The organism is Paenibacillus sp. plas6, assembly GCF_057221655.1.
Genome location: NZ_CM170151.1, coordinates 1,073,031 through 1,093,770, shown reverse-complemented (window position 1 = coordinate 1,093,770; position 20,740 = coordinate 1,073,031). Strand labels below are relative to the sequence as shown.

Below are 20,740 nucleotides of genomic sequence, written 5' to 3'. Positions count from 1 at the left end.
ATTATATGAAAAAAAGAACGAAATTATTAACAGTATTTATGTTAGCAATTGGATTGACCCTTCCCAATTTTACAGCTTCTGCACAAGCAGCAAGCACAACAAAAATTTATATTAATAATCAACCAGTTCAAACGACAGTTATAAAGCAAAATGGATATCAGTTAGTGCCAGCTTCCTTTTTCCGTATGTTTGATGTTTCGGTAACATGGAACTCACAGTATCGTGCAGCAGTGCTAAGTAATGACTTAGTTGAAATAAGCTATCCAATAGGGACGTTACATACAGACTATCATATCCAAGATAATCAAAAATGGATGAGAGACCAGCTAGAAACCCGAACTACATTAATAAATGGGATCAGCTACGTGCCGTTAGCCTATACAGCAAAGAAACTAGGCTTAACTGTTCAGTACAATGCCAAGCTGAGAGCTGCGGTCATTTCAACCTCAGAAAATCAAGTAGTTGCTCTAGCTCAATCTGATATGAAACTGCTTTCCAGCTCAACGATTCAGCCGACTGAGGAAGAGCTGCATTGGCTCTATCAAATAACAGAGGCTGAAGCTGGCGGAGAAAGCTATAAAGGTAAAGTAGCAGTTGCTGCGTCAATTTTAAATCGAGTTGCTAGTGATGAATGGCCTGATTCAATCATCGATACAATCTTTCAAGTAGAATATTATAACGGCAAAGCCTACTATCAATATTCTCCAGTGTTAGATAAACGTATTTATAGTGTAAAGCCAAGTGAAGATACAAAGCGGGCCGTACAGGATGCAATTAATGGCTCGGATCCAAGCTTAGGTGCTGTTGTATTCTATAATCCACGTAAAACGAGCAATGCATGGGTACGCAATCGTACAGTTACTACAAAGATCGGTAATCATACATTTGCTAAATAGTGCAATTGAATTTGTAAATTTGACTTAACCAATCAATAAAGTAATTAAAAAGAAAACCAAGCTAGAAGAAATGAGCTTAGCAAGGTGCATACATGCTACGGTCGTTTCTAGCTTGGTTTTTTTAGATTTTAGCAGAGTAATAGCTTTCTTTTCTTTGGTTTGCTGGCTGCTTGTACAGGAGTTTATCATTAACTGTACTTTTTCGCTTTCACGCAAGTCACCTATTCGAATTTGTTCAGCGGCTTGCAAGTATTTATCCCATTTCAGTTGTTGCTCTGCTTCATTCCAAAGAGTTAAATATTCATTTTCAATTAAATGATATAGTCTGCTTTTTCGTATTAGGCTATAGGTAAAAAAATCATGGCTGTAATATGCTGATGTTCATCGTCCTTATTATGCATATAAGAGCCTGTTATTAAGTGCATATCAATTTTATACGTATCATTAAACAGTGGCTTGTTAGTAAAACGTACCTCGCATAATTCCTCGATAGACTTATTTTTCTCTTTGGCTGCTTTAATGAGCGTATTAAATACTTGGCAGTAATTATCAATCACCTTCTCATTTTGCCCATATACAATGCGGAATCCATCCTGCCACGGAGGGCAGATTAAAATTTTCATCTTTGCTCCTTGATTGAGCGCTTGAGCCAGACTTGATTTAATTTTTGAGGTAACAATTAAGCGATAACCAGACACCCAAACTTCTTTATCACAGGAGGCGAGTAAATGCTCTAGTAATTGCTGCTTATTAAAGTGCAAGTCTCCAATTCCAAATTCATGGATTCCTTCGATTAGCTGATCATTTTCATAGGTTCTAAATTTTACATACATATCAGCAACAATCGAAAAGATTGTTGCTAGTAATGAGGTCGCGATAGCTAACGATATTTCTGGTACGAATTTGAAAGAAGCTAAAGGTGAAGCATAAACAATAAAGGAAAGTAAAACGCTGATAAGCAGTAACGCCAATACATAGATATTATTTTTGAGCTTATAGGCAACAAGTTTTTGCCAAAGTGAAAGTTTACGTTCTATTACAGTTTATTGCTCCTTATATTGATTTACGAAAATAGACGGTATCAATTTGTGGACCACGACCATCTTTAATGACAAGAGCCTCTTTATAGCCTCGTTTTTTTAATACATGGATGTGACTGTCATTGGTAGACCACGTTCGCGTTGTTACAGGTTTCTGTTCGTTAGCTGCAAGTTGTTCAATTTCATCGTAAAATGAATTTGTAATTCCTTGACCGCGATATTGCTCATCAACAATAATCGTTGAAATATATAGTGTATCAATGTTATCGTTCAGTTCCTCGCAAATATAGTGCGGGCGAAAGGACATAAAGCCTAGAACCTTATCTTCAGAATTTAGGGCAATATAGCAGCTTTGTTCCTTTAACGCTGCAAAGTATTTATATGGTTTGATGTTTGGCGCTTCTCTATTAGGTATTAAACTGCTTTGCGTAGATGTTTCTCTTGCTGATAGCGGAGGTATAAAGCTGTAATCATAAGTTACAATTAATTTCCATATATCATCAGAAAAAGTTGAGTTTTTAAGTTGATCTATTAATAATATTTTCATTTTTCGCTCCTTTGTTGTTACTAATAATAAGTATAACGGAATAATTAGCTGCTTGTAATAAAATAAATATAAATTCCACTTTTTATTATAAATTAATTCAGCAATATTTCTGTAATAAAGTAGATGTATAGTATTTAAAACAAGAAGCAAGAAGGGAGTTATTTAAATAAGGAAGGAATGAGAGGAAGTATTTATAGTTTAATAATTGAGAGGAACTCATTATATAAAACAAACGAGCTCATAATGGTTTAGCTCGTTTTCATTTTATATTTTATGTTAAAGTCTGAAGTTCTTTTAGATTAAAGTTACTTTAGCTTGATAGTATTGTTAATATTGGTTTGATCAGGATCTTTTTTACCTGATAGTTGATAGACAAAGGCTAGAGCAGATTTAAGCCAATTGCCAGTATCCCAATACTCAGCAGTTTCAGCATTTACTTTAATTAGAATTAGGTTAGGATCATCGCTTGTTGTTTTTAGCATTTTTTCATAAGCGACGTTCCAATATTGCTTTATTTTATCTCGGTCTTGTATTAACTGCCCTTTTCCGCGAATAGATACATAGGAATCTCCAACATAGACGACATTAACATGCGGATTATGTGCTAACTCCTCATATTTGCTTGTATCCTTTTTCGTAATAAAGTAAAGATCTCCGTCGAACTCCACTTCCTGTGTTTTCATAGGTCTTGATACTAAGCCCTCAGAGGTAATTGTTGTTAGCATTGCGATATCGATGCCTTTAATTAATTTACGGACGGTTTCTATTGCCTTTTCATGATCAGATTGGGTCATGAGATAACAGCTCCTATCTATATTAAAGTAGATCATTTTTATTGTTACCGTTAATCTGTTATAAAATTCATTACGTTCATTTAAAAAATGTAAGGGAATTTATGAGTTAGATGAGCATCGAATATATATTCAATTGTTTATTTATACTCTAATTTGTTTAGGTTTATTGAAAATAATTGATTTGATTGAACAGAAGACATAAATATTGTAATTAATATATTAATTTTTTTATCAGAAAATACATTTTAAAAATAAATAACAAAGGTTGGAAGATTGGAGTCTGCATTTTATATGATGCAGCTCCATTTTTTCTTCCAACCTTATTTAGTGAGACCAAGTTATTTTATAAAGTTTTATTGATTACGTTCCATATTGTCTAATACTCGAAGCAGAACAACAAGAGCTTCAGCATGTGTTACAATTTCGTCTGCACGGAATGAGCCATTTGAATAGCCAGTCATAATTCCTGCTTCAGAGACAGCATTTATAGCAGTAATTGCCCATGTTGGGATAGATGCCGCATCGTTAAATGAAGTACTTGTTGCGCTTGATTCCAGATTCAGCAATCTTGTGACAACTACAGCTAGTTCAGCACGTGTCATAGTTTGCTCTGGTCTGAAACTGTTATCCATGTATCCTTTCATGTAACCAGCTTTCGTTACGGCATTAACTGCATCTTTAGCCCAAGCAGGGATAGCATCTGTAAAGTTTGTCTCTTCTGTATTAGTTAAGCCTAATGCGCGGTAAAGCATTACTGCAAATTGACCGCGAGATACCTCGGCGTCAGGACGGAATGTTCCATCGCTAAAGCCATTAATCAAGCCGCTTTCTACTCCGCGTTTAATTGACATAGATGCCCAATGGTTATCGATATCAGTAAAACTTGGTGCAGATACAGTTTCTGAACCTGGGCTTGGTGTAGCCACAGGGCTGCTAGGCTCAGGAGTAGCACTTGCAGTAGGCTCTTCCGTTACCGGGCTAGCGCTAGGACTAGGACTTGGGCTTGGATCCGGTGCACTGCTGCCACCACCGCTGCTTCCACTTCCACCACCTGGGCGACTCGTCGGACTAGGAGTCGGGGATGGAGAAGGAGATGGAGAAGGCTGAGCACCGCCACCATCATTCGTAGGAGTAGGAGTTGCTGCTCCAGCTTCTACAACCACTTCAAAATCATAAGTGTATGTTACGCCATCTAAATATTTGTAAGCATAAGAAATTGTTGCCGTACCAACTGATACCCCAGTTACTGTAAAATTATTACTAACAGTTGCAATTGAACTGTCCGAAGACGTTACTGTTAATTCTGTACTATCTGATTCTAAATAATTGTACATATTGGCGCCGAGTTTTCTATAAAACGTTAATTGTGACTCGCTTCCTGCCTCAAGAATATCATCACCTATTACTTGAATTCCATCGATCGGAGCAAATACTGTTACAGGTACAGAAGCTGAAGCACTGCCCAGTTTAGCAGTCAGTGTACCTTCTCCTTCATTTGCCATAAGCGCAGTATAAGAGAATTTGCCTTCGTCGTTGTCATAGCTAACATATCCGAAATTAGCAGGTGCAAAGGTAAAGTTTACGTTATGTTGAGCATTAAGCACTACATCAACATGATTTGGATAGTGAGCCGTAAGTGTAAAGTACTCAGGTGCTAATACAGTAGGATCCATAATAAATTCGGTTTTATCAAATGATAAAGAAGTAACAGTTTCATCTACAGTAACATCGAATGTTATAGATTTTCCACTGTAATTTGCAGTGAGCGAAGCTGTTCCAGCATCAACACCTAATACCTTGCCGTTTACAACTTCTACAATATTCGTATTGCTTGAAGTTAAATCAATGCCAGAAACTTCATTGCTGTCAACTGTAATTTTATTAACGCCATACGTTAAGTCAAAGCTGATGGCTTGTGGAATTCCTTGAACAATTGTAACCGGTGAATTAGCAACTTCTAACTTAGTTAATGTCATAGAAGTAACATTAAGTTGAGTTCTTGCTACTTCAGCACCATTGTAGCTAGCTGAAATAATTCCATAACCAGCATTTGTTGAGATTGCAGTAGCGAGACCATCATTCGAAACTCTTACAACATTTGGATTCAAGATTGATGTGTACGTTACTAGGTTATTTGGAACTTTGCCAACGGGATCATCGTTATCGTTATAACCCATAAGCTCTAATTGAACAGAAGAACCTAGAGCAATATTATCGTTAAAATAATTTAGTTTATAGTAAGTTGCAACTAGATTGACTGAAACATCCACTTCAACTGATTTACCAAGGTATTCTAAAGTTAAAGTTGCATCTCCAGTGCTTTTAGCTACAAGTCTGTTACTGCTATCAATTTCTAAAATATTAGAATCACTGGATGTAGCTGTAACTTCATTTGCTGGCACTGTATAAGATAGTCCATTAGAATAGCTAGCGGTAACAGCTGGAAGTGCAGCTGGAAGAATATTATTCAGGCTTATATTAGCTTGATCTACTGAAATCCCTTGTAAATCCGTAGCATACCCGTATTGTACAGGGAAGTTTAGAACCGTCCGGGCTTAAACCAACATTATAGGCATAATATGAAGTTGATCCATCGCTCACAATTTCTTTTGTGCCTGAATCACTAAAGTTCGTTGTATCATATTTTGCAAAACCTGTTTTACTGCCATTAGTAGAATTCTTTTTAAAAGCTACATAGAAAGTATCTCCATCAGGTGAAAGTCCAGCCCCCATCGGATCTGCACCTTGAAAATAAGAGACATCTAATGTGTGAATTGACTCAACTTGATTCGTAAGAGCGTTAATTACTGAAACTTTCCTGCCTGTAATTTCATAAGCATAGATTTTTTTATTATCTGGGCTTACGATTAACTGATTAACTCGATGGGAAATCCCAGATCCTGTATCCAAAGAAATTGAGTCTACATTGCTGTGATCCGCAAGAGAAAATACTTCAACAACCGATGCCGGAGTAGGTAAACCACTATTTGTATCTTTGAACGATACATAGTAATAGTCACCTACAGCTACGATTGAGCTTGGATTAAAGCGTGATGAAATTTTAAAATCAGCGACAGGATTTAGAACATTGCTAGGGTTGGCGTTAAGGATGTCGATTGTGTTAAATACCAGCACCTTAGCAACACCGCTGCTTAGATTTGATGTACTGCCGCCAACTAACAACAGCTTAGTACCATCTGGGGAAAAAGTTGCATCAGTGGGATAAAAACCTTGAGTACTTTGAGTTCCGCTATAAGTTATATATTTTACGCTACCATCTGATAAATTCGTAATCATAATATAAGTGTTTTGATTGCCGCTTTTATAAGCGAATGCACTATAGTTGCCATCAGGGCTTATAGCCTGTGCACTAATTAAACGACTGCTATCATAACTAAGACGAAGAGTATTGCTAGAGGGAAATAGTCCTTCTTTATTTTCAGCTTGGTAATTGTACATGTTAAACGGAGTCAATGAGAATGTTACAGTATCTTGATTTGAAACTGTTGCCAATGAAAAACTCTGCATATACAATTTTGTCGATACATTTTCTGAAATAGAAGCTGCCTCAGTTTAGGTACAGCTAATTGAGCTGTAAATGCTGAAACGACTAAAGTTGCAGAGAGCAACAACTTCCCTAGCCTGCCAGCCCAACCTTTTGTCTTTTTTTGATTCATTTTTACACCATCCTTAAATTGATTGAAATAGAGCTGACAAAATAATTAGCTTTTTGTTAGCACATTTATTTTCAAAAGCAACACCACCCTCAAAATGTAAAATCAAAAAAACAGCAGCTATACTTTAGCTAATTGTATGGTTGAAGCAATTAGAAGTCTGTAATGTAAATTACAAAATTGATTTTTTTACTTAGGAGCTGATAATATAACGGAGTACAAATTTTTGTTCCATTTAATGTAAAAAAACGACTATATTAAATAATATTAAGAGAGCTATTGCCAGATATAAAAATGCCAGCCCAAACGATTGTGAGATTTCGGATGATGTGTGTAGTAGCCGGGGGAGAAGCAATCTTTATTATCGTTTAGCACAAAAAGTGATAGAAGATTGTTAGTTATTTCCCGAATGATCGAATAGTAACTATATCTCTTGGTATAAGACAAGAGAAAGTAGGAAGGCAAGAAAATTATACTTTTTCCCAGCTAGTTTCTGCTATACTAATTGGGAATTAACAGAATATTAGACATTAGAGGCGGGAGTGTGAAGAACTGTTGAAAAGATATAATTTTGTGCGTCCATTTCTTCTTATTGCGATTGCACTAATAGCCAAGAGCTTTGTAACGAATTTATGCTTACTACTTGGAATGGAACTAGAGACAGCTTCAAATTTAGGTTTAATAGGAATGGTATTAGCTGCCTTAATTGTATTTGCTCGCTTTGAAAAAAATAAGCGTAAATAGATTAAATAATATTCAATTATATGGTTATTATTGATTTATTTACCTTGAAATTATTAATAGTTTATACATTTAGCGGGCAAAATGCAATCATTTTTTATTAACTGTCCATTTCAAATTTAACGCCACATCTAGTGCATGAAAAAAAGATCTAGTTTTTACATTATTGACAAGGTGGAAAATGTATGTTTAAAAAAGTACGTATAGAATACCTTCTCTTTAGTTGTATAGCTGGTTTTACGACAACGTTATTAGTCATTGTCAGTTGGGTAGCGTATTCTTATTCTGCTCAGCAAATTGTGCAAAACACCTCTTTCTACCAACAAAATTTATTAAATGAATACTACAATAAAGTTGTATTGCAAACAAAAGCAGTTGAGCAATTGTCATTAACGACAAGTCGAAATCCTAATTTATTAAAGTATATTGAAGCTGATGATAGCAGCTATAAAACGTATGCAAAGCAAAAAGAAGTAAAATCATTACTTGCACAAATTACCTATGCAACAAAGAGTATTGAAACCGTTTACTTTTATGTGGATAATTGGTCGGATCCGATTACTGCTTCACCAGTTCGCTTTATTGAGCATGATCAGATGGTACATGAACCATGGTATTCCGAGGAGTTGAGAAATACTGATTTTCATTGGATAGGCGAGCATCGTATTCAATCGCATCGCGGTGATGTAAATGTAATTAGTTTTGCCAGAAAAGTATATTCAGAAGCGGGAGACTATCAAGGATTATTGCTTTTAAATATTGATAGCGCTTCAATTAAGCAGTTGTTTCAAGGTAATAATGATGCTAATCGTTTACTGCTTGATTCTGGTGGCAGACTGATGCTGTCTATCGGGGAGCTTGATTTAGATACGAAGCAGGTTAACGAATATTTATCCTCAATTACGAACAGCAAAGGTCATATGCGGGTTCAAATAAAAAGTAATTCTGGCAAAGACGACGATTATTTAATGGTTTGGTCGAAAAATATAAATGAGAATTGGATATTAGTAGAATTCACACCATTAGCTGAACTAACGAAGGGCAGCGTGAAGATTGCTGTCGTACTAGGATTTGTAGGAATTGGTGTCATTGTTGTTGCGTTAATTTGCACATTAATTTTTGCAAGACAATTTGTTAAGCCGATTCGCTTGTTACTAAAGGAAATGGGAAGCTATTTTGGCAGCACTAACAAAATTAATTTACCGACAGATTATTCTAATGAATTTGGTCGAATGTTTGCCGGATATCGCAAATTAATTGAACGAATTGAGGCGTTGTACGCTTCATTAGAAGAGCAATATAAAAATCAAAAGGAAGCAGAAATTAAAGCGCTGCAAGCGATGATTAACCCTCATTTCTTATATAACACTTTAGATCAATTAAATTGGATGGCGATCGGATCAGGACAAGAGAAAATTAGTCAGGTGCTTGAATTGATGGGGAAAATGTTCCGCATCGGCTTATCGAATGGAGAAAGCTTAATTACGATTAGAGATGAGCTTACATTAAGTGCTTGTTATATGGAAATTCAGCAGCTTCGACTGGGAGAGCAATTTACTTTACAAATCGAAATTCCGGAAAATTTAATGGAATGTTACATTCCTAAAATGACCTTGCAGCCGTTTATCGAAAATGCATTTATCCATGGATTTCATGGAAGAGATAGCGGACAAGTTATTATAAAAGCAGCTGCAAATGAAAAGGAGAAGCAAATTGAATTTCAAATCATTGATGACGGCAATGGATTACGAGAAAATTGGGAAATTCAAGGTAAGAAGAAAACAGGCGGCTATGGCATTCGCAATGTAAGAGAACGAATTCAAATATTTTTTGGCGATGACTATGGCATTCATCTTATGAATAATGCGGGCGGGAAAGGTACAACTGTCCAGATAACCATTCCTATACTTCAAAATCATGACGAAAGGTGAATAGACATGTGGAAGGTAGTTATTATTGACGACGACAAAAATGTTCTTCAAGGAATGAAGTCAGTTATTCCATGGGAGGAGTTAGAGCTGGAATGGGTAGGCGAGGCAGCGAATGGCGAAGAAGGTTTAGAGTTAATTAAAACTGTAAATCCAGACATCGTCATTACCGATATTTATATGCCTATTATGAATGGGCTAGAAATGGTTGAGCAGCTAAGTTCAGAACATAAAGATTTTTGCGGGAAAATTATTATTTTAAGCGGTTATTCTGATTTTGAATACGCACGCAAGGCTTTGCGCCTTGGTATCGTTGACTATCTAAATAAGCCAATTACGGTAAAGTCTATAAAAAACGTATTGGAAAATGTGATACAGCAGCTTGATGAAGAATTGAAGCAAAAAAACAAAAACGTCGAACTGGAACAACGACTAAAAATGTATGAGCCTTTCGTAGAAAAGGAATGGGTAAAGTCGATCACAATCGCTGCAAGAAATTCACAAATCGGGACTATGGCAATGATTCCGCCTAAATATCAGCATTGGCATCATCAGCAGCATATTGTGCTAGCGATTGAAATTATTCCTACTGAAAGATTAACGGTCTCGTCAAAAGATCTTAGTCTGTTCCGCTTTGCCGTAAGCAATATTATAAACGAGGTTTGTCAAGAACATGTCACCAATTTTGAATATGTAGAACTTTTTAGCAATCATTTAGCGATTATTTTACATTTTGCGAAAAGTGAAAAGGAATTGGAGATTGAACAACGTTTACGTTTATTAGCAAGACAATTAATTAAAAATGTAGAGCAGTATTTGCAAATGACTATCCATATTGGCTTAGGCTTACTAAAGCAAAGCTGGGAAAAAATTTCGGATTCTACGGAAGAAGCGTTTCAAGCGATAAATACGAAAGTTTATAATCCGGAGCATGATATTCCACTTTATATTTACAATCACACGATATCATCTCGTGCTCAGGATAATCCACATCAATTGCGGCCGATTCATTTTTATCAACAAATATCAGAGGCAATTAAAGGGTTTAATGAAGAAAAGAGTATCGCAACCATCTATGATTTTTGTTCAGAACTGGCTGGAAATAAGAGCTTACAGGTGCAACGGCTGCAGCAGCTAGGGGATGAGGTGTGGATGATTCTTGCTTATGCTTTATTTGAGGTAAATGTCCAGCTGGAGGAGATTATTGACGAGAAAAGTGCAAAAAGTAAATTAAAAGCTGTGACAACAGCCTGTCAATTTGCTGATTGGCTTTGTGAGCAAGTGAAAGAAATTTGTAATTATAAGCAAAATATTGATGTCGATAATGTGAAGCATAAACGGGTCATCGATTATTTAGTAAGCTATATTCATGAACATTACAATGAGCAAATCACGATTACAGATTTGGCTGATCGGATGTATATTTCGCGAAATTATTTAAGTTATCTTTTCAAAAAAGCGATAGGCGAGTCTTTTAACAGCTATTTAACCCGTGTGCGAATGGAAAAAGCGAAAGAAATGATTTTGGAAGGAAAGCTGTTAATTTATGAAATAGCCGAGCATGTTGGTTATAAAAATGTTCCTTATTTCAGTACACAGTTCAAAAAATATACAGGGAAGAAGCCGACGGAGTTATATAAGCTTTAGTAGCGTTCTAGTTTTTTTCGCCAACTTTGTCAAGGGATACGACTACAAAAAGGAACAAAGATCAGCTTTTTATTAAGCAGCAGCTAAGCTTATTTTCAAAATAGTTGTCATTTGCAAAAAAGCTTACAATACTGAAAGTTATTGTGCATCCTTCTTATATGTTAAGGGAAGTAAATTCGCTATGCTTACATTAAGAACAAGATGCCGAGGTGATCGTCATTATGACAACAAAATCATTAGCTGCAACTGAAGTGCCTAGAAAGAAATCTGCATTAAAGAGGTTTTTAAGTCGCTGGAATTCACCTATTGCTGGCTATTTATTTTTAGCGCCTTGGTTATTAGGAATATTTCTGTTAACCTTTTGGCCGATGTTTCAATCACTTTATTTTTCATTTACAAAATATTCTTTGCTTGAAGCTCCGCAATGGGTAGGCTTGGATAACTATAAGCGGATCTTTACTCAGGATTCCACATTTGTTCAGTCACTAAAAGTTACTTTTCTTTTTGTATTTATTTCAGTTCCACTAAAATTATTAACTGCCTTGCTAATCGCGATGCTGTTAAACAAAAAGATTAAAGGAATATCGTTTTATAGAACGATGATTTATTTACCATCATTGATTGGAACAAGTATTGCTGTCTCTATTTTATGGAAGCAGATTTTCGATGGAGAAGGGCTTTTCAATCAAGTGTTAGCGCTATTCGGAATCCAAGGCGTCAACTGGATTACTAATCCAAAGACGGCGTTAGGAACATTGATTCTGTTAGTCGTTTGGCAATTTGGCTCATCAATGATTATTTTCTTAGCTGGTTTAAAGCAGATTCCTACTGAACTGTATGAAGCTTCTTCTGTAGATGGAGCGGGTAAAATACGTCAGTTTTTTAGAATTACGTTGCCGATGCTTTCTCCAGTTATTTTATTTAATCTTGTATTGCAGACGATCAATGCTTTTCAAACCTTCACTCAAGCATTCATTATTACGAAGGGCGGTCCGATAAACTCGACGTATATGTATGCGCTTTATCTTTATGATCGGGCCTTTGCTCGCTTACAGATGGGCTATGCTTCTTCACTCGCATGGATCATGCTCGTTATTATTGCGGTATTTACAGCCCTTATTTTTGCGAGCTCTCGTACTTGGGTGTTCTATGAGTCAGAAGGAGGTAAATAAGCATGAACGTGCAAAGATTAGCTAAAAACAAAACATGGAAAAGTCATCTATTTCTTATTCTCGTTAGCTTATTTATGATGTATCCCGTTTTTTGGTGGATAGGTGCTTCACTAAAAACGAATGAGGAAATGAGAAATCCAGGTCTTTTCCCAGAAGTTCCGATGTGGAGCAACTTTAGTGAAGGTTGGAAGGCAATCCCTAATTTCACATTTACAACTTTCTATATTAATTCCTTTTATCTTATTACTTTAGTAGTGTTATTTACATTGATTTCTTGCAGCTTTGCAGCCTTTGCCTTTGCTAGACTAGATTTTCCGTTAAAAGGTATGTGGTTTGCAATACTGCTTATTACGTTAATGCTGCCTTCTCAAGTAACAATGGTTCCGCAATATGTAATGTTTAATAGCTGGAATTGGGTAAATACTTATTTGCCGTTTTTTGTTCCGCATCTTTTGGCGGGCGGAATATCTGGCTCGTTCTGTGTATTCTTGCTGGTGCAATTTATACGCGGTATTCCAAGAGACTTGGATGAATCAGCGAAAATGGATGGCTGCAGTTGGTTCGGAATTTATTGGCGTATTGTGCTTCCACTAACGAAGCCTGCCTTAGTCAGTGCAGCAATCTATTGTTTCCTTTGGAACTGGGATGATTTTTTAGGACATCTTATCTATATTAACTCTGTTGAAAAATATACGGTTGGTTTAGCACTTCGTTTATTTGTTGATACGCAATCGGCAATGCCATGGGGACAATTATTAGCCATGTCATTATTATCAATTATACCAGCAGTTATCATCTTCTTTTTAGCTCAACGTCACTTTGTTGATGGGATGACAGCAGGTTCTGTAAAAGGATAATTGTGCATTTTTGAAAGTTATTGTGCATCGTTCTTATATATTTGCAGAAATTTGGTTGATAAGATATGGGTGTAATAGGTTCTAACTTATTTAATCTAAAATTGAGGGGGATAATCCATGAAGGTTTCTGCTAGAAAAACGATGACAACGCTTTTAGCATCTTCTTTACTGCTTATGGGTCTGGCTGCATGCGGTTCAAGTAATTCAACGACAAGTAACACAAGCTCAGACAATAATTCAGCAAAGAATAATACTGCACAGGAATCAACTTCTAGTAAAGAACCGATTAAGCTGCGTATTATGTGGTGGGGATCACAGGCTAGACATGACGCAACTTTGAAAGCGCTTGAAATGTATGAAGAGCTAAATCCTCACATTACGTTTGAACCAGAGTTTTCTGGCTGGGATGGTTATTGGGATAAAGCAGCTACTCAATCTGCAGCAAAAAACTTGCCAGATATTATTCAAATGGATCCAAGCTATTTAGCAGACTATTCTAGCAGGGATCAACTACTTGAGCTGACAGCTATTGATACGTCTGATATGGATGAAGCACTCGTGAACTCTGGTAAATATAACGGTAAGCAATATGCAATTCCGTTAGGAAATAATGCCTTTGGTATAGCCTACAATAAAAAAGCTGTTGAATCATCAGGCATTACTTTGCCGCAAAACAACTGGACTTGGGATGATTTTTTTGCTTTTGGTTACGAGGCTAAGGAAAAATTAGAAGGCAATCCATATGTGTTGCAAGATTTTTCGAATCATTTCCAATCGTATACTGCTTATCAGCTAAGTAAAGGGAAGGGTCAAATTTTCCAACCAGACGGTTCATTGAATTTTGATAAAGAATCATTTATTGAATTCCAAACGAAATTTGCTGAGCTTCGTGAAGCAGGAGTAGTGCCTCCAGGTGAGATTAGCGTTAAGGATGTTGAGCTTGATCCGAATGCCGATTTGCTTGTGAATGGCACAGTCATTTTAAGAAACTTGCACGCATCTCAATCCAATGCTTTAGACAGCTTTAATCCTGGTGTGTATGAGATGGTGACATTCCCACGCGATGTAGAAGCAGGAGGTTGGTTAAAACCATCCATGCATTGGAGTGTATCTTCGTCTTCAAAATATGCTGATGAAGCACAAAAATTTATTGATTGGTTTATTAATAACGCCGAGGTTGCACCAGTTCTAGGAAGCAGCCGTGGTATGCCAGTATCAAAAACGATATTAGAGCAATTAACGCCAACATTCAGTGAAGGTGACCTTATGGGTAAACGCTTGATTGAAAATACAGCGCCAGATGCACAAGAATATGTTCCTGAGCCTGAAGGCTGGGCAAACTTTGCTCGTAAAGATTATAAAGATGTAACAGATAAAATCATTTTTGGTGTGATTACACCAGAGCAAGGTTATGAAGAGTTAGCACAAATTATTGCTGATTATCAATAAGGTAAATCAAATCATTGTACTGGAATAATACGATAAAAAACCCTCCCAAGTCTTATTAAGGCTTAGGAGGGTTTAGTTTTATATCATTTACTTTTTTTAGTTAGCCGATGCAGTTGAAGCTGTTCCAGATGTACGGAGCCTTCCTTAGCAAAAACTGCAATCTCCTGACTATTTAAATGAGGAAAGATTAATGCGCTAAAAGCCAGTTCTCCATGATTGACAAACAGTTCAACGGTCGAACGATCAATGATAAGTTGAAGCGATAGCTTTGAATTTCGCTTATCACCCAATGGAATGATTGTTTTATCATAAGGTGTAGAAGAGATGTTGCTAAAGTCTGCCAAGAGACAATTATTTTCTAGGTCGTAGCCAAGCAACGCATGTTCACAGGATGACTTGAAAAAATGAATTCCGATTTGCTTAGCTGAACAATTCATTAGATCAAATGTAATAAGCAGTTCAAGCTCTGTTCCGCGATACAGATCAATTTCTTCATTATTTAAAGTATTAGGCATTGAAGGAAGCTCTACTTGTTCTCGCAACTCAGCGATTTCGTCAACTGGTGCGAAGCGTAAACGATTGTCGCTGCCTAAGCTAAGTTTTCTAGGGAATGTCATACTGCCCGACCAGTTTTTGTTAAGGGCGCTGCCTTTCATAGGCATCCAACCAATCAAAATTCGACGATTGTATTCATCTTCAAACGTTTGCGGCGCGTAAAAATGAAGTCCATGATCCAAGAATTGAAATTCTCCGTGCTCATACTCGCCAGTTTCATAGTTTAGCTTGCCTACAAAATATCCTGAAACAGGGCGTTCCATCATCCCTTCAGGAGAAATAAGCAATATATCATGGTCATCTATTGTAAATAGATCAGGACACTCAAACATATGTCCCATGTTTCCATCACTTTCTACAAGAACACTCTTAAATTTCCATTCCAATAAATTATCTGATTGATATAAAACTACTTTGCCTTTTCCATGCTTTTTCGTACCTAAGACCATATACCATCGATCCTGATGCTTCCAAACCTTAGGATCACGAAAATGGTTATTATCACCAATATGTTCAGGCGGTGAGCTGATGATTGGATTCCCCTCATATTTTTTAAAGGTCAATCCTCCATCCGCAGAAATCGCTAAGCATTGCTGCTGCAGCAGATCATCTGGCAACCCTTGCGGTGAAGTGAAAATATTAGAGGTATAAAATAAATACAGCTTCCCTTCATGTTCAATGGCACTGCCAGAGAAGCAGCCGTCACGATCATATTGTTCACTTGGCGCAAGCGCAATTGGCAAGTGTTCCCAGTCTATTAGATTAGTGCTTTTCATATGGGCCCAGTGAATATTGCCCCATTCCGCTGAATAAGGATTATGCTGATAGAACAAGTGATACGTTTGATTATAATAAATTAACCCATTCGGATCATTCATCCAATGTATTCTAGGTACAGCATGAAACGATGGACGATGCTTATCTTGTTCGTTTTTTTCTAATTGAAGTTGTGTATAGCGTTCAGCTTTGGCTATAGCCTCCTTATGTCGAATCATTGACGTCAAAAATCTCACCTGCATTCCTTTGTTATTTAACTGAACCTTGAGTTACACCTTGGATAATGAAGCGCTGTGCAAATAAATATAGAACCATAATCGGAAGCACAACCATCACAACGGCTGGCAAATATTTTTCATAATCAGAAGAGTACGTTCCTTTAAATACTTGGATTGCTAACGGCAATGTATAGCTATCCGCACCTGCATTTTGCAAGATGAGCAATGGTAATAAAAAGTCATTCCACATCCATAGTACATGCAGTATGCCAATCGTTACGGAAGTAGGAATCAAGATTGGCATTACAATTTTGAAAAAGGATTGCACTCGATTACAGCCATCAATGTAGGAGGCCTCTTCTAATTCAAGCGGTATACTTTTAATGAAACCATGATAAATAAATACAGCCAGCGAACTGCCAAAGCCAACATACATAAACATCAGTGTGAGATGCGGCATATTTTGAATCCAGCCTAGCTTTGCTCCATAAATTGAAACAAGCGGAATCATAATCGACTGAAACGGAATAATCATGGAAGCAACCATGGCAAGAAACCAGAAATTATTGCTTTTCGTTTTATTTCTAACGAAATAATGAGCGGTCATCGCTGAGCACAATAAAATAATGAATAGACTTACGAATGTAATAACAAATGAATTTTTAAAAGAGCTCCAATATTTCATTTGCTCCATGGCAAGTCCAAATTGACTGAAGCTTATGCTAGAAGGCAAGGCAAATGGAGCTGAGACGATATCAGAATTGCTCTTAAAGGCATTGAGCACTAATATGACAAATGGAAAAATAAAAAAGATAAAGGCGATAATTAATACGAAGTAGGACAATACTTTTGAAATAGCAGAATTCATTATGCCTCCACCTCCAGCTTCTTCGTCAAATAAACCTGAGTAATTGTAATCACTGCTACAATAAAGAACAAGACAAATGCCTCTGCTTGACCGACACCGTAATCAAAACGTTGGAACGCTTTATCATAGACATGCATGGAAGCCATGACAGTGCTGCCGAATGGTCCTCCACCTGTTAACGCATAGTTGACATCGTATACCATAAAGCTTCGTTGTAATGATAAAAACACCGTAACGATAAACGAAGGGATCATTAATGGCAGGATCATATAAATAATTTGTTTAAACCCGTTAGAGCCATCAATTTTTGCTGCTTCTAAAATATCTTTAGGTACACTCATCAAGCCTGCGATAAAAATAACCATCATGTATCCGGCGTATTGCCATACCGTAACAATGACGAGTGCCCAAAATGCTTTTGTCTCATCGCCTAGCCATGTTTTCGTAAAAATTGCCCAGTTATTGCTTTCTCCGATGGAAGGAAGGAATACATTAAAGATAAACTGCCAAATAAAGCCCAGTACTAATCCACCAATCAGATTCGGAGAAAAGAAGGAAGTGCGGAAGAAGTTCTATCCGCGAATCCCAATTGTTACGAGATAAGCTAGAAAGAACGCTAATGCGTTGATTAAGATGACGCTTGCCGCTACATATTTAATCGTTAGGCCAACAGAAGTCCAAAACTTTTTATCCTGAAAAACTGCAATATAGTTATCAAATCCGCTAAACGGCATTGTAGATGAAATTCCATCCCATTTGAAGAAAGTCATATAAATCCCGTATATAAATGGAATGATAATGACAGAAATAAATGCTATAAGCGTTGGACCAGTAAACAATAGTTGATTACCTAATCTTGATGAAAGCTTTTTTTCTGTTAGCATATAGCTCCTCCTTTACCGCAATATAAAACAGAAAGCCGATAACGCAGCGTTTATCGACTTTCTGAACATGCAGCCTTTATTGTTTATTGAACACTTTTCCAATAATCTTCAATTTCTGCAGCTAAAGTTGCGCGATCTGCTTTGTCAGCAAGATATTTTTGCATGGAAGCTCCTAGTACTTTCCAGTGATCTCCAGGTACAAAGTTACCCGCAAATTCAATCGACTTACCAGTAACGTTATATTCATTAATCGCTTTCGCTAGTGAGTTATTTAGTTCTAGGTTAATATTTTTGAAGGCAGGAATAACGTTCGCCTTATTAACTAGGAAGTCTTGACCTTCAGCCTCGTAAACTAGCCAATCTAAGAATTGTTTCGCAGCCTCTTGCTGTGCTGGCGTGCTTTTTTCTGCATCAATAAAGAATTGTTTAGTTGCGCCAACCGCTACAGAAGAGTTAGCATGATCGGTTTCATTATTTGAAATTGGAACAGGAATGAAACCATATTCACCATTCGGGTTCGATTTTAATAGCTCAGTAATAAACCAGTTTCCGTTAAAGGTCATTGCTGCCTCACCTTTAGCGACAGCGGCAGTACTTTGCTCGTAAATAACAGCCATCGGGTCAGCTTTACCGCCGTTATATTTTTTCATCACGTCAAATGTATCAAGCAAACCATTAAAGGAAGCGTTATTCACTAGATTAGCATTTCCTTGCTTTAAGACTTCAAGATAACCTTTTACATCTGTATCTGGCTGAGTAGCGTAAGCAATTGCCAAGTAGTGATTACCTAGCGACCAGTCCATGCTGCCGATATAAAGTGGAACAATTCCTGCTTGCTCAATGCTTTGGAATAGGTTTTCCAGCTTAGCTGTTGTGTTAATCGTTGCAGGGTCGAAGGAACCGCCAGTAACATTATCAAGCACTTCTTTATTATAAATTAAACCATAACCTTCAACGGCAAATGGGAAGGAAATTGTTTTTCCGTCAATTAAAAATTGCTGTGCAAGATCAGCAACCCATTTTTCATTGGATAGATCTAATGCTTTATCTGCGAACTTCTCAATATCGCCAGTATCAAGCATTGTTAATGTTGCCGGATTTCCTGATGCATAAAGTGCAGATGCACGTTCTACAGGAGATTGATCTTGAGTTGTTGAGATAACTTCAACCTCAATATGAGGATAAGCACTTGAAAATAACTCCCCAGCCTCAGTCATTTGCGTATGTATTTCGGCTTTGGAGTTTAGAATCGTAATTTTCACGTTTTCATTATCACTGCTGTTGCTGCTTTGTTCTGAACTGCTTTGGTTACTTGACGTATTTGCTTGATTAGCATTATTACTGTTGTTAGCGTTGTTGCTGCTGCAGGCGCTAACTAGAAGTGAGAAAGTTAAAACAAGCGTTAACCATGATAATATTTTTATCATTATTTCCCCCTAAATTATAAAATAAAGTGCTTACAATTGGTATTATATATGTCAACCGATTAACATGTCAACCGCTTGACATATCAAATCATAATAAAAGCCGAACTTTTTTATTCGGCAACAGTTAGGTTGAATCGCGTTCGATTAACGTGACTGGCAGAGTATGCTCTTGAGTAACTTCTTCACCATTGATAAGCTTGTTCAGTAATTCAACTGCAAGCTTGCTCATTTCTTCAATAGGCTGCTTAATCGTCGTTAGACTTGGATTACTTAATTCAGCAAATGCAATATCATCGTAGCCGATCAGCTTCAAATCTTTAGGTACGGAAAGGTTTCTTTTTGCAGCAAATTTAATAATTTTCATCGCAACAATATCACTGGAAGCAAATATTCCATCAAACTTATGTTTTGCTTCAAATAAGGAAGTAATGATGGATTCGTATGAGCTTTGATCAAAGCTGTCTGTGCCAAGCTGAATAATAACAGGCTCAATATGATGCTTGCGTAATGTATCAATAAACCCTTCTGTTCTGCGATTGCTTAACATATCGAGTGATAGATCGCCACTTATATGCGCAATCGTTTTACAGCCTTTGGCAATAAGCAGCTCAGCAGCAAGTTTTCCGCCTTGATAATTATCTGATGAAACATAGGGTATGTTGGCTATTTTTCGATCAAAGGTAATAATCGGCTTATTTAAATTCAAATATTCCTCAACTTCTAGCGTATGACTTCCCATAATGACACCGTCAACACGGTTGCTTTTTAGCATATCGATATATTCTTTTTCTTTGGCTTGCTCCATTCTAGAGTTGCAAATTAATAGTTTATACCCTAACGAAGAAGCATAGTTCTCTATTGCGTTTGCCATTTCGCTGAAAAAAGGGTGTGCAATCGTGGGAATAATCATTCCTAGCATCATAGAACGTTTTCTAGTTAATGAACGTGCAATCTCATTAGGCTGATAGTTTAATTCTTCCATCGCCAGCTTAACTTTTTTTCTGGTAAGTTCACTTATGTAACCACGGTTATTCAGAACACGTGAAACCGTCGTTACCGTTACTCCCGCTTTTTTTGCAACGTCTTTTATCGTTGGCATCTCCTATCCTCCTCTCTTAAAATATCGTCAAAATTATATCATATAAAACAGCAACAAACAAAAATGATTACTTTTCATAGAATATAAAAATTAGGGCAGCCAGTTAATCACTGATTAATCTGGACAACCCTAATTTGAAAAGAAGCTGTACTTATAAGCTTAACTAA

At 36.8% G+C, this 20,740-nt stretch carries 17 protein-coding genes and 1 pseudogene; 7 read left to right on the top strand and 11 right to left on the bottom strand.

Features of this window, described 5'->3' with window-relative positions; genetic code table 11:
• The first annotated feature begins 5 nt into the window (after positions 1–5).
• Positions 6–896, top strand: coding sequence for a cell wall hydrolase (locus AC2TDL_RS04970; protein ID WP_484699087.1), 891 nt, complete (start codon positions 6–8; stop codon positions 894–896).
• Positions 897–920: 24 nt separating this feature from the next.
• Here AC2TDL_RS04970 and AC2TDL_RS04965 read toward each other — a convergent pair whose 3' ends face one another.
• The 6 genes from AC2TDL_RS04965 to AC2TDL_RS04940 all read right to left on the bottom strand — a co-directional run bounded on the left by AC2TDL_RS04965 (position 921) and on the right by AC2TDL_RS04940 (position 6,790).
• Positions 921–1,145 (bottom strand): hypothetical protein, encoded by a 225-nt coding sequence (locus AC2TDL_RS04965; protein WP_484699086.1) that lies wholly within the window; start codon positions 1,143–1,145, stop codon positions 921–923.
• An 89-nt stretch (positions 1,146–1,234) separates the two neighbouring features.
• The gene (locus AC2TDL_RS04960) at positions 1,235–1,867 is read right to left on the bottom strand and encodes a hypothetical protein (protein WP_484699085.1); all 633 of its coding nucleotides are present in this window, start codon (positions 1,865–1,867) and stop codon (positions 1,235–1,237) included.
• An 82-nt stretch (positions 1,868–1,949) separates the two neighbouring features.
• Positions 1,950–2,483, bottom strand: a complete 534-nt coding sequence (locus AC2TDL_RS04955; protein WP_484699084.1) for a GNAT family N-acetyltransferase — start codon at positions 2,481–2,483, stop codon at positions 1,950–1,952.
• A gap of 305 nt (positions 2,484–2,788) precedes the next feature.
• The gene (locus AC2TDL_RS04950; RefSeq protein ID WP_484699083.1) at positions 2,789–3,277 is read right to left on the bottom strand and encodes a pyridoxamine 5'-phosphate oxidase family protein; all 489 of its coding nucleotides are present in this window, start codon (positions 3,275–3,277) and stop codon (positions 2,789–2,791) included.
• A 353-nt stretch (positions 3,278–3,630) separates the two neighbouring features.
• Positions 3,631–5,679 (bottom strand): S-layer homology domain-containing protein, encoded by a 2,049-nt coding sequence (locus AC2TDL_RS04945; RefSeq protein ID WP_484699082.1) that lies wholly within the window; start codon positions 5,677–5,679, stop codon positions 3,631–3,633.
• 76 nt (positions 5,680–5,755) lie between these two features.
• Complete coding sequence (locus AC2TDL_RS04940; protein WP_484699081.1) at positions 5,756–6,790, bottom strand: YncE family protein; 1,035 nt, start codon at positions 6,788–6,790, stop codon at positions 5,756–5,758.
• 716 nt (positions 6,791–7,506) lie between these two features.
• Between AC2TDL_RS04940 and AC2TDL_RS04935 the strand changes: the two genes are divergently transcribed.
• The 6 genes from AC2TDL_RS04935 (at position 7,507) to AC2TDL_RS04910 (ending at position 14,745) form a co-directional block, all read left to right on the top strand.
• Entirely contained in the window at positions 7,507–7,695 is a 189-nt protein-coding gene (locus tag AC2TDL_RS04935) for a hypothetical protein (RefSeq protein WP_484699080.1), read from the top strand.
• A gap of 182 nt (positions 7,696–7,877) precedes the next feature.
• Positions 7,878–9,623, top strand: coding sequence for a cache domain-containing sensor histidine kinase (locus AC2TDL_RS04930; protein WP_484699079.1), 1,746 nt, complete (start codon positions 7,878–7,880; stop codon positions 9,621–9,623).
• Between the two features lie 6 nt (positions 9,624–9,629).
• Positions 9,630–11,267 carry a response regulator transcription factor gene (locus AC2TDL_RS04925; protein ID WP_484699078.1) on the top strand — a complete coding sequence of 546 codons (1,638 nt, stop codon included), beginning with the start codon at positions 9,630–9,632 and terminating at the stop codon, positions 11,265–11,267.
• Positions 11,268–11,488: 221 nt separating this feature from the next.
• The gene (locus tag AC2TDL_RS04920) at positions 11,489–12,439 is read left to right on the top strand and encodes a carbohydrate ABC transporter permease (protein ID WP_484699077.1); all 951 of its coding nucleotides are present in this window, start codon (positions 11,489–11,491) and stop codon (positions 12,437–12,439) included.
• Positions 12,440–12,441: 2 nt separating this feature from the next.
• Entirely contained in the window at positions 12,442–13,296 is an 855-nt protein-coding gene (locus AC2TDL_RS04915; protein WP_484699076.1) for a carbohydrate ABC transporter permease, read from the top strand.
• 117 nt (positions 13,297–13,413) lie between these two features.
• Positions 13,414–14,745, top strand: a complete 1,332-nt coding sequence (locus AC2TDL_RS04910) for an ABC transporter substrate-binding protein (protein WP_484699075.1) — start codon at positions 13,414–13,416, stop codon at positions 14,743–14,745.
• A gap of 83 nt (positions 14,746–14,828) precedes the next feature.
• Here AC2TDL_RS04910 and AC2TDL_RS04905 read toward each other — a convergent pair whose 3' ends face one another.
• The 5 genes and pseudogenes from AC2TDL_RS04905 to AC2TDL_RS04885 form a co-directional block, all read right to left on the bottom strand.
• Positions 14,829–16,295, bottom strand: a complete 1,467-nt coding sequence (locus AC2TDL_RS04905; protein ID WP_484699074.1) for a glycoside hydrolase family 32 protein — start codon at positions 16,293–16,295, stop codon at positions 14,829–14,831.
• A gap of 31 nt (positions 16,296–16,326) precedes the next feature.
• Entirely contained in the window at positions 16,327–17,163 is an 837-nt protein-coding gene (locus tag AC2TDL_RS04900) for a carbohydrate ABC transporter permease (RefSeq protein WP_484699073.1), read from the bottom strand.
• Positions 17,163–18,047, bottom strand: a pseudogene (locus AC2TDL_RS04895) (carbohydrate ABC transporter permease). Before AC2TDL_RS04895 ends, AC2TDL_RS04900 begins: the two are co-directional and overlap by 1 nt.
• Before the next feature lie 83 nt (positions 18,048–18,130).
• Entirely contained in the window at positions 18,131–19,474 is a 1,344-nt protein-coding gene (locus AC2TDL_RS04890) for an ABC transporter substrate-binding protein (protein WP_484699072.1), read from the bottom strand.
• A 124-nt stretch (positions 19,475–19,598) separates the two neighbouring features.
• A complete protein-coding gene (locus AC2TDL_RS04885; RefSeq protein ID WP_484699071.1) occupies positions 19,599–20,573 on the bottom strand; it encodes a LacI family DNA-binding transcriptional regulator in 975 nt (324 codons plus the stop codon).
• Positions 20,574–20,740: the final 167 nt, after the last annotated feature.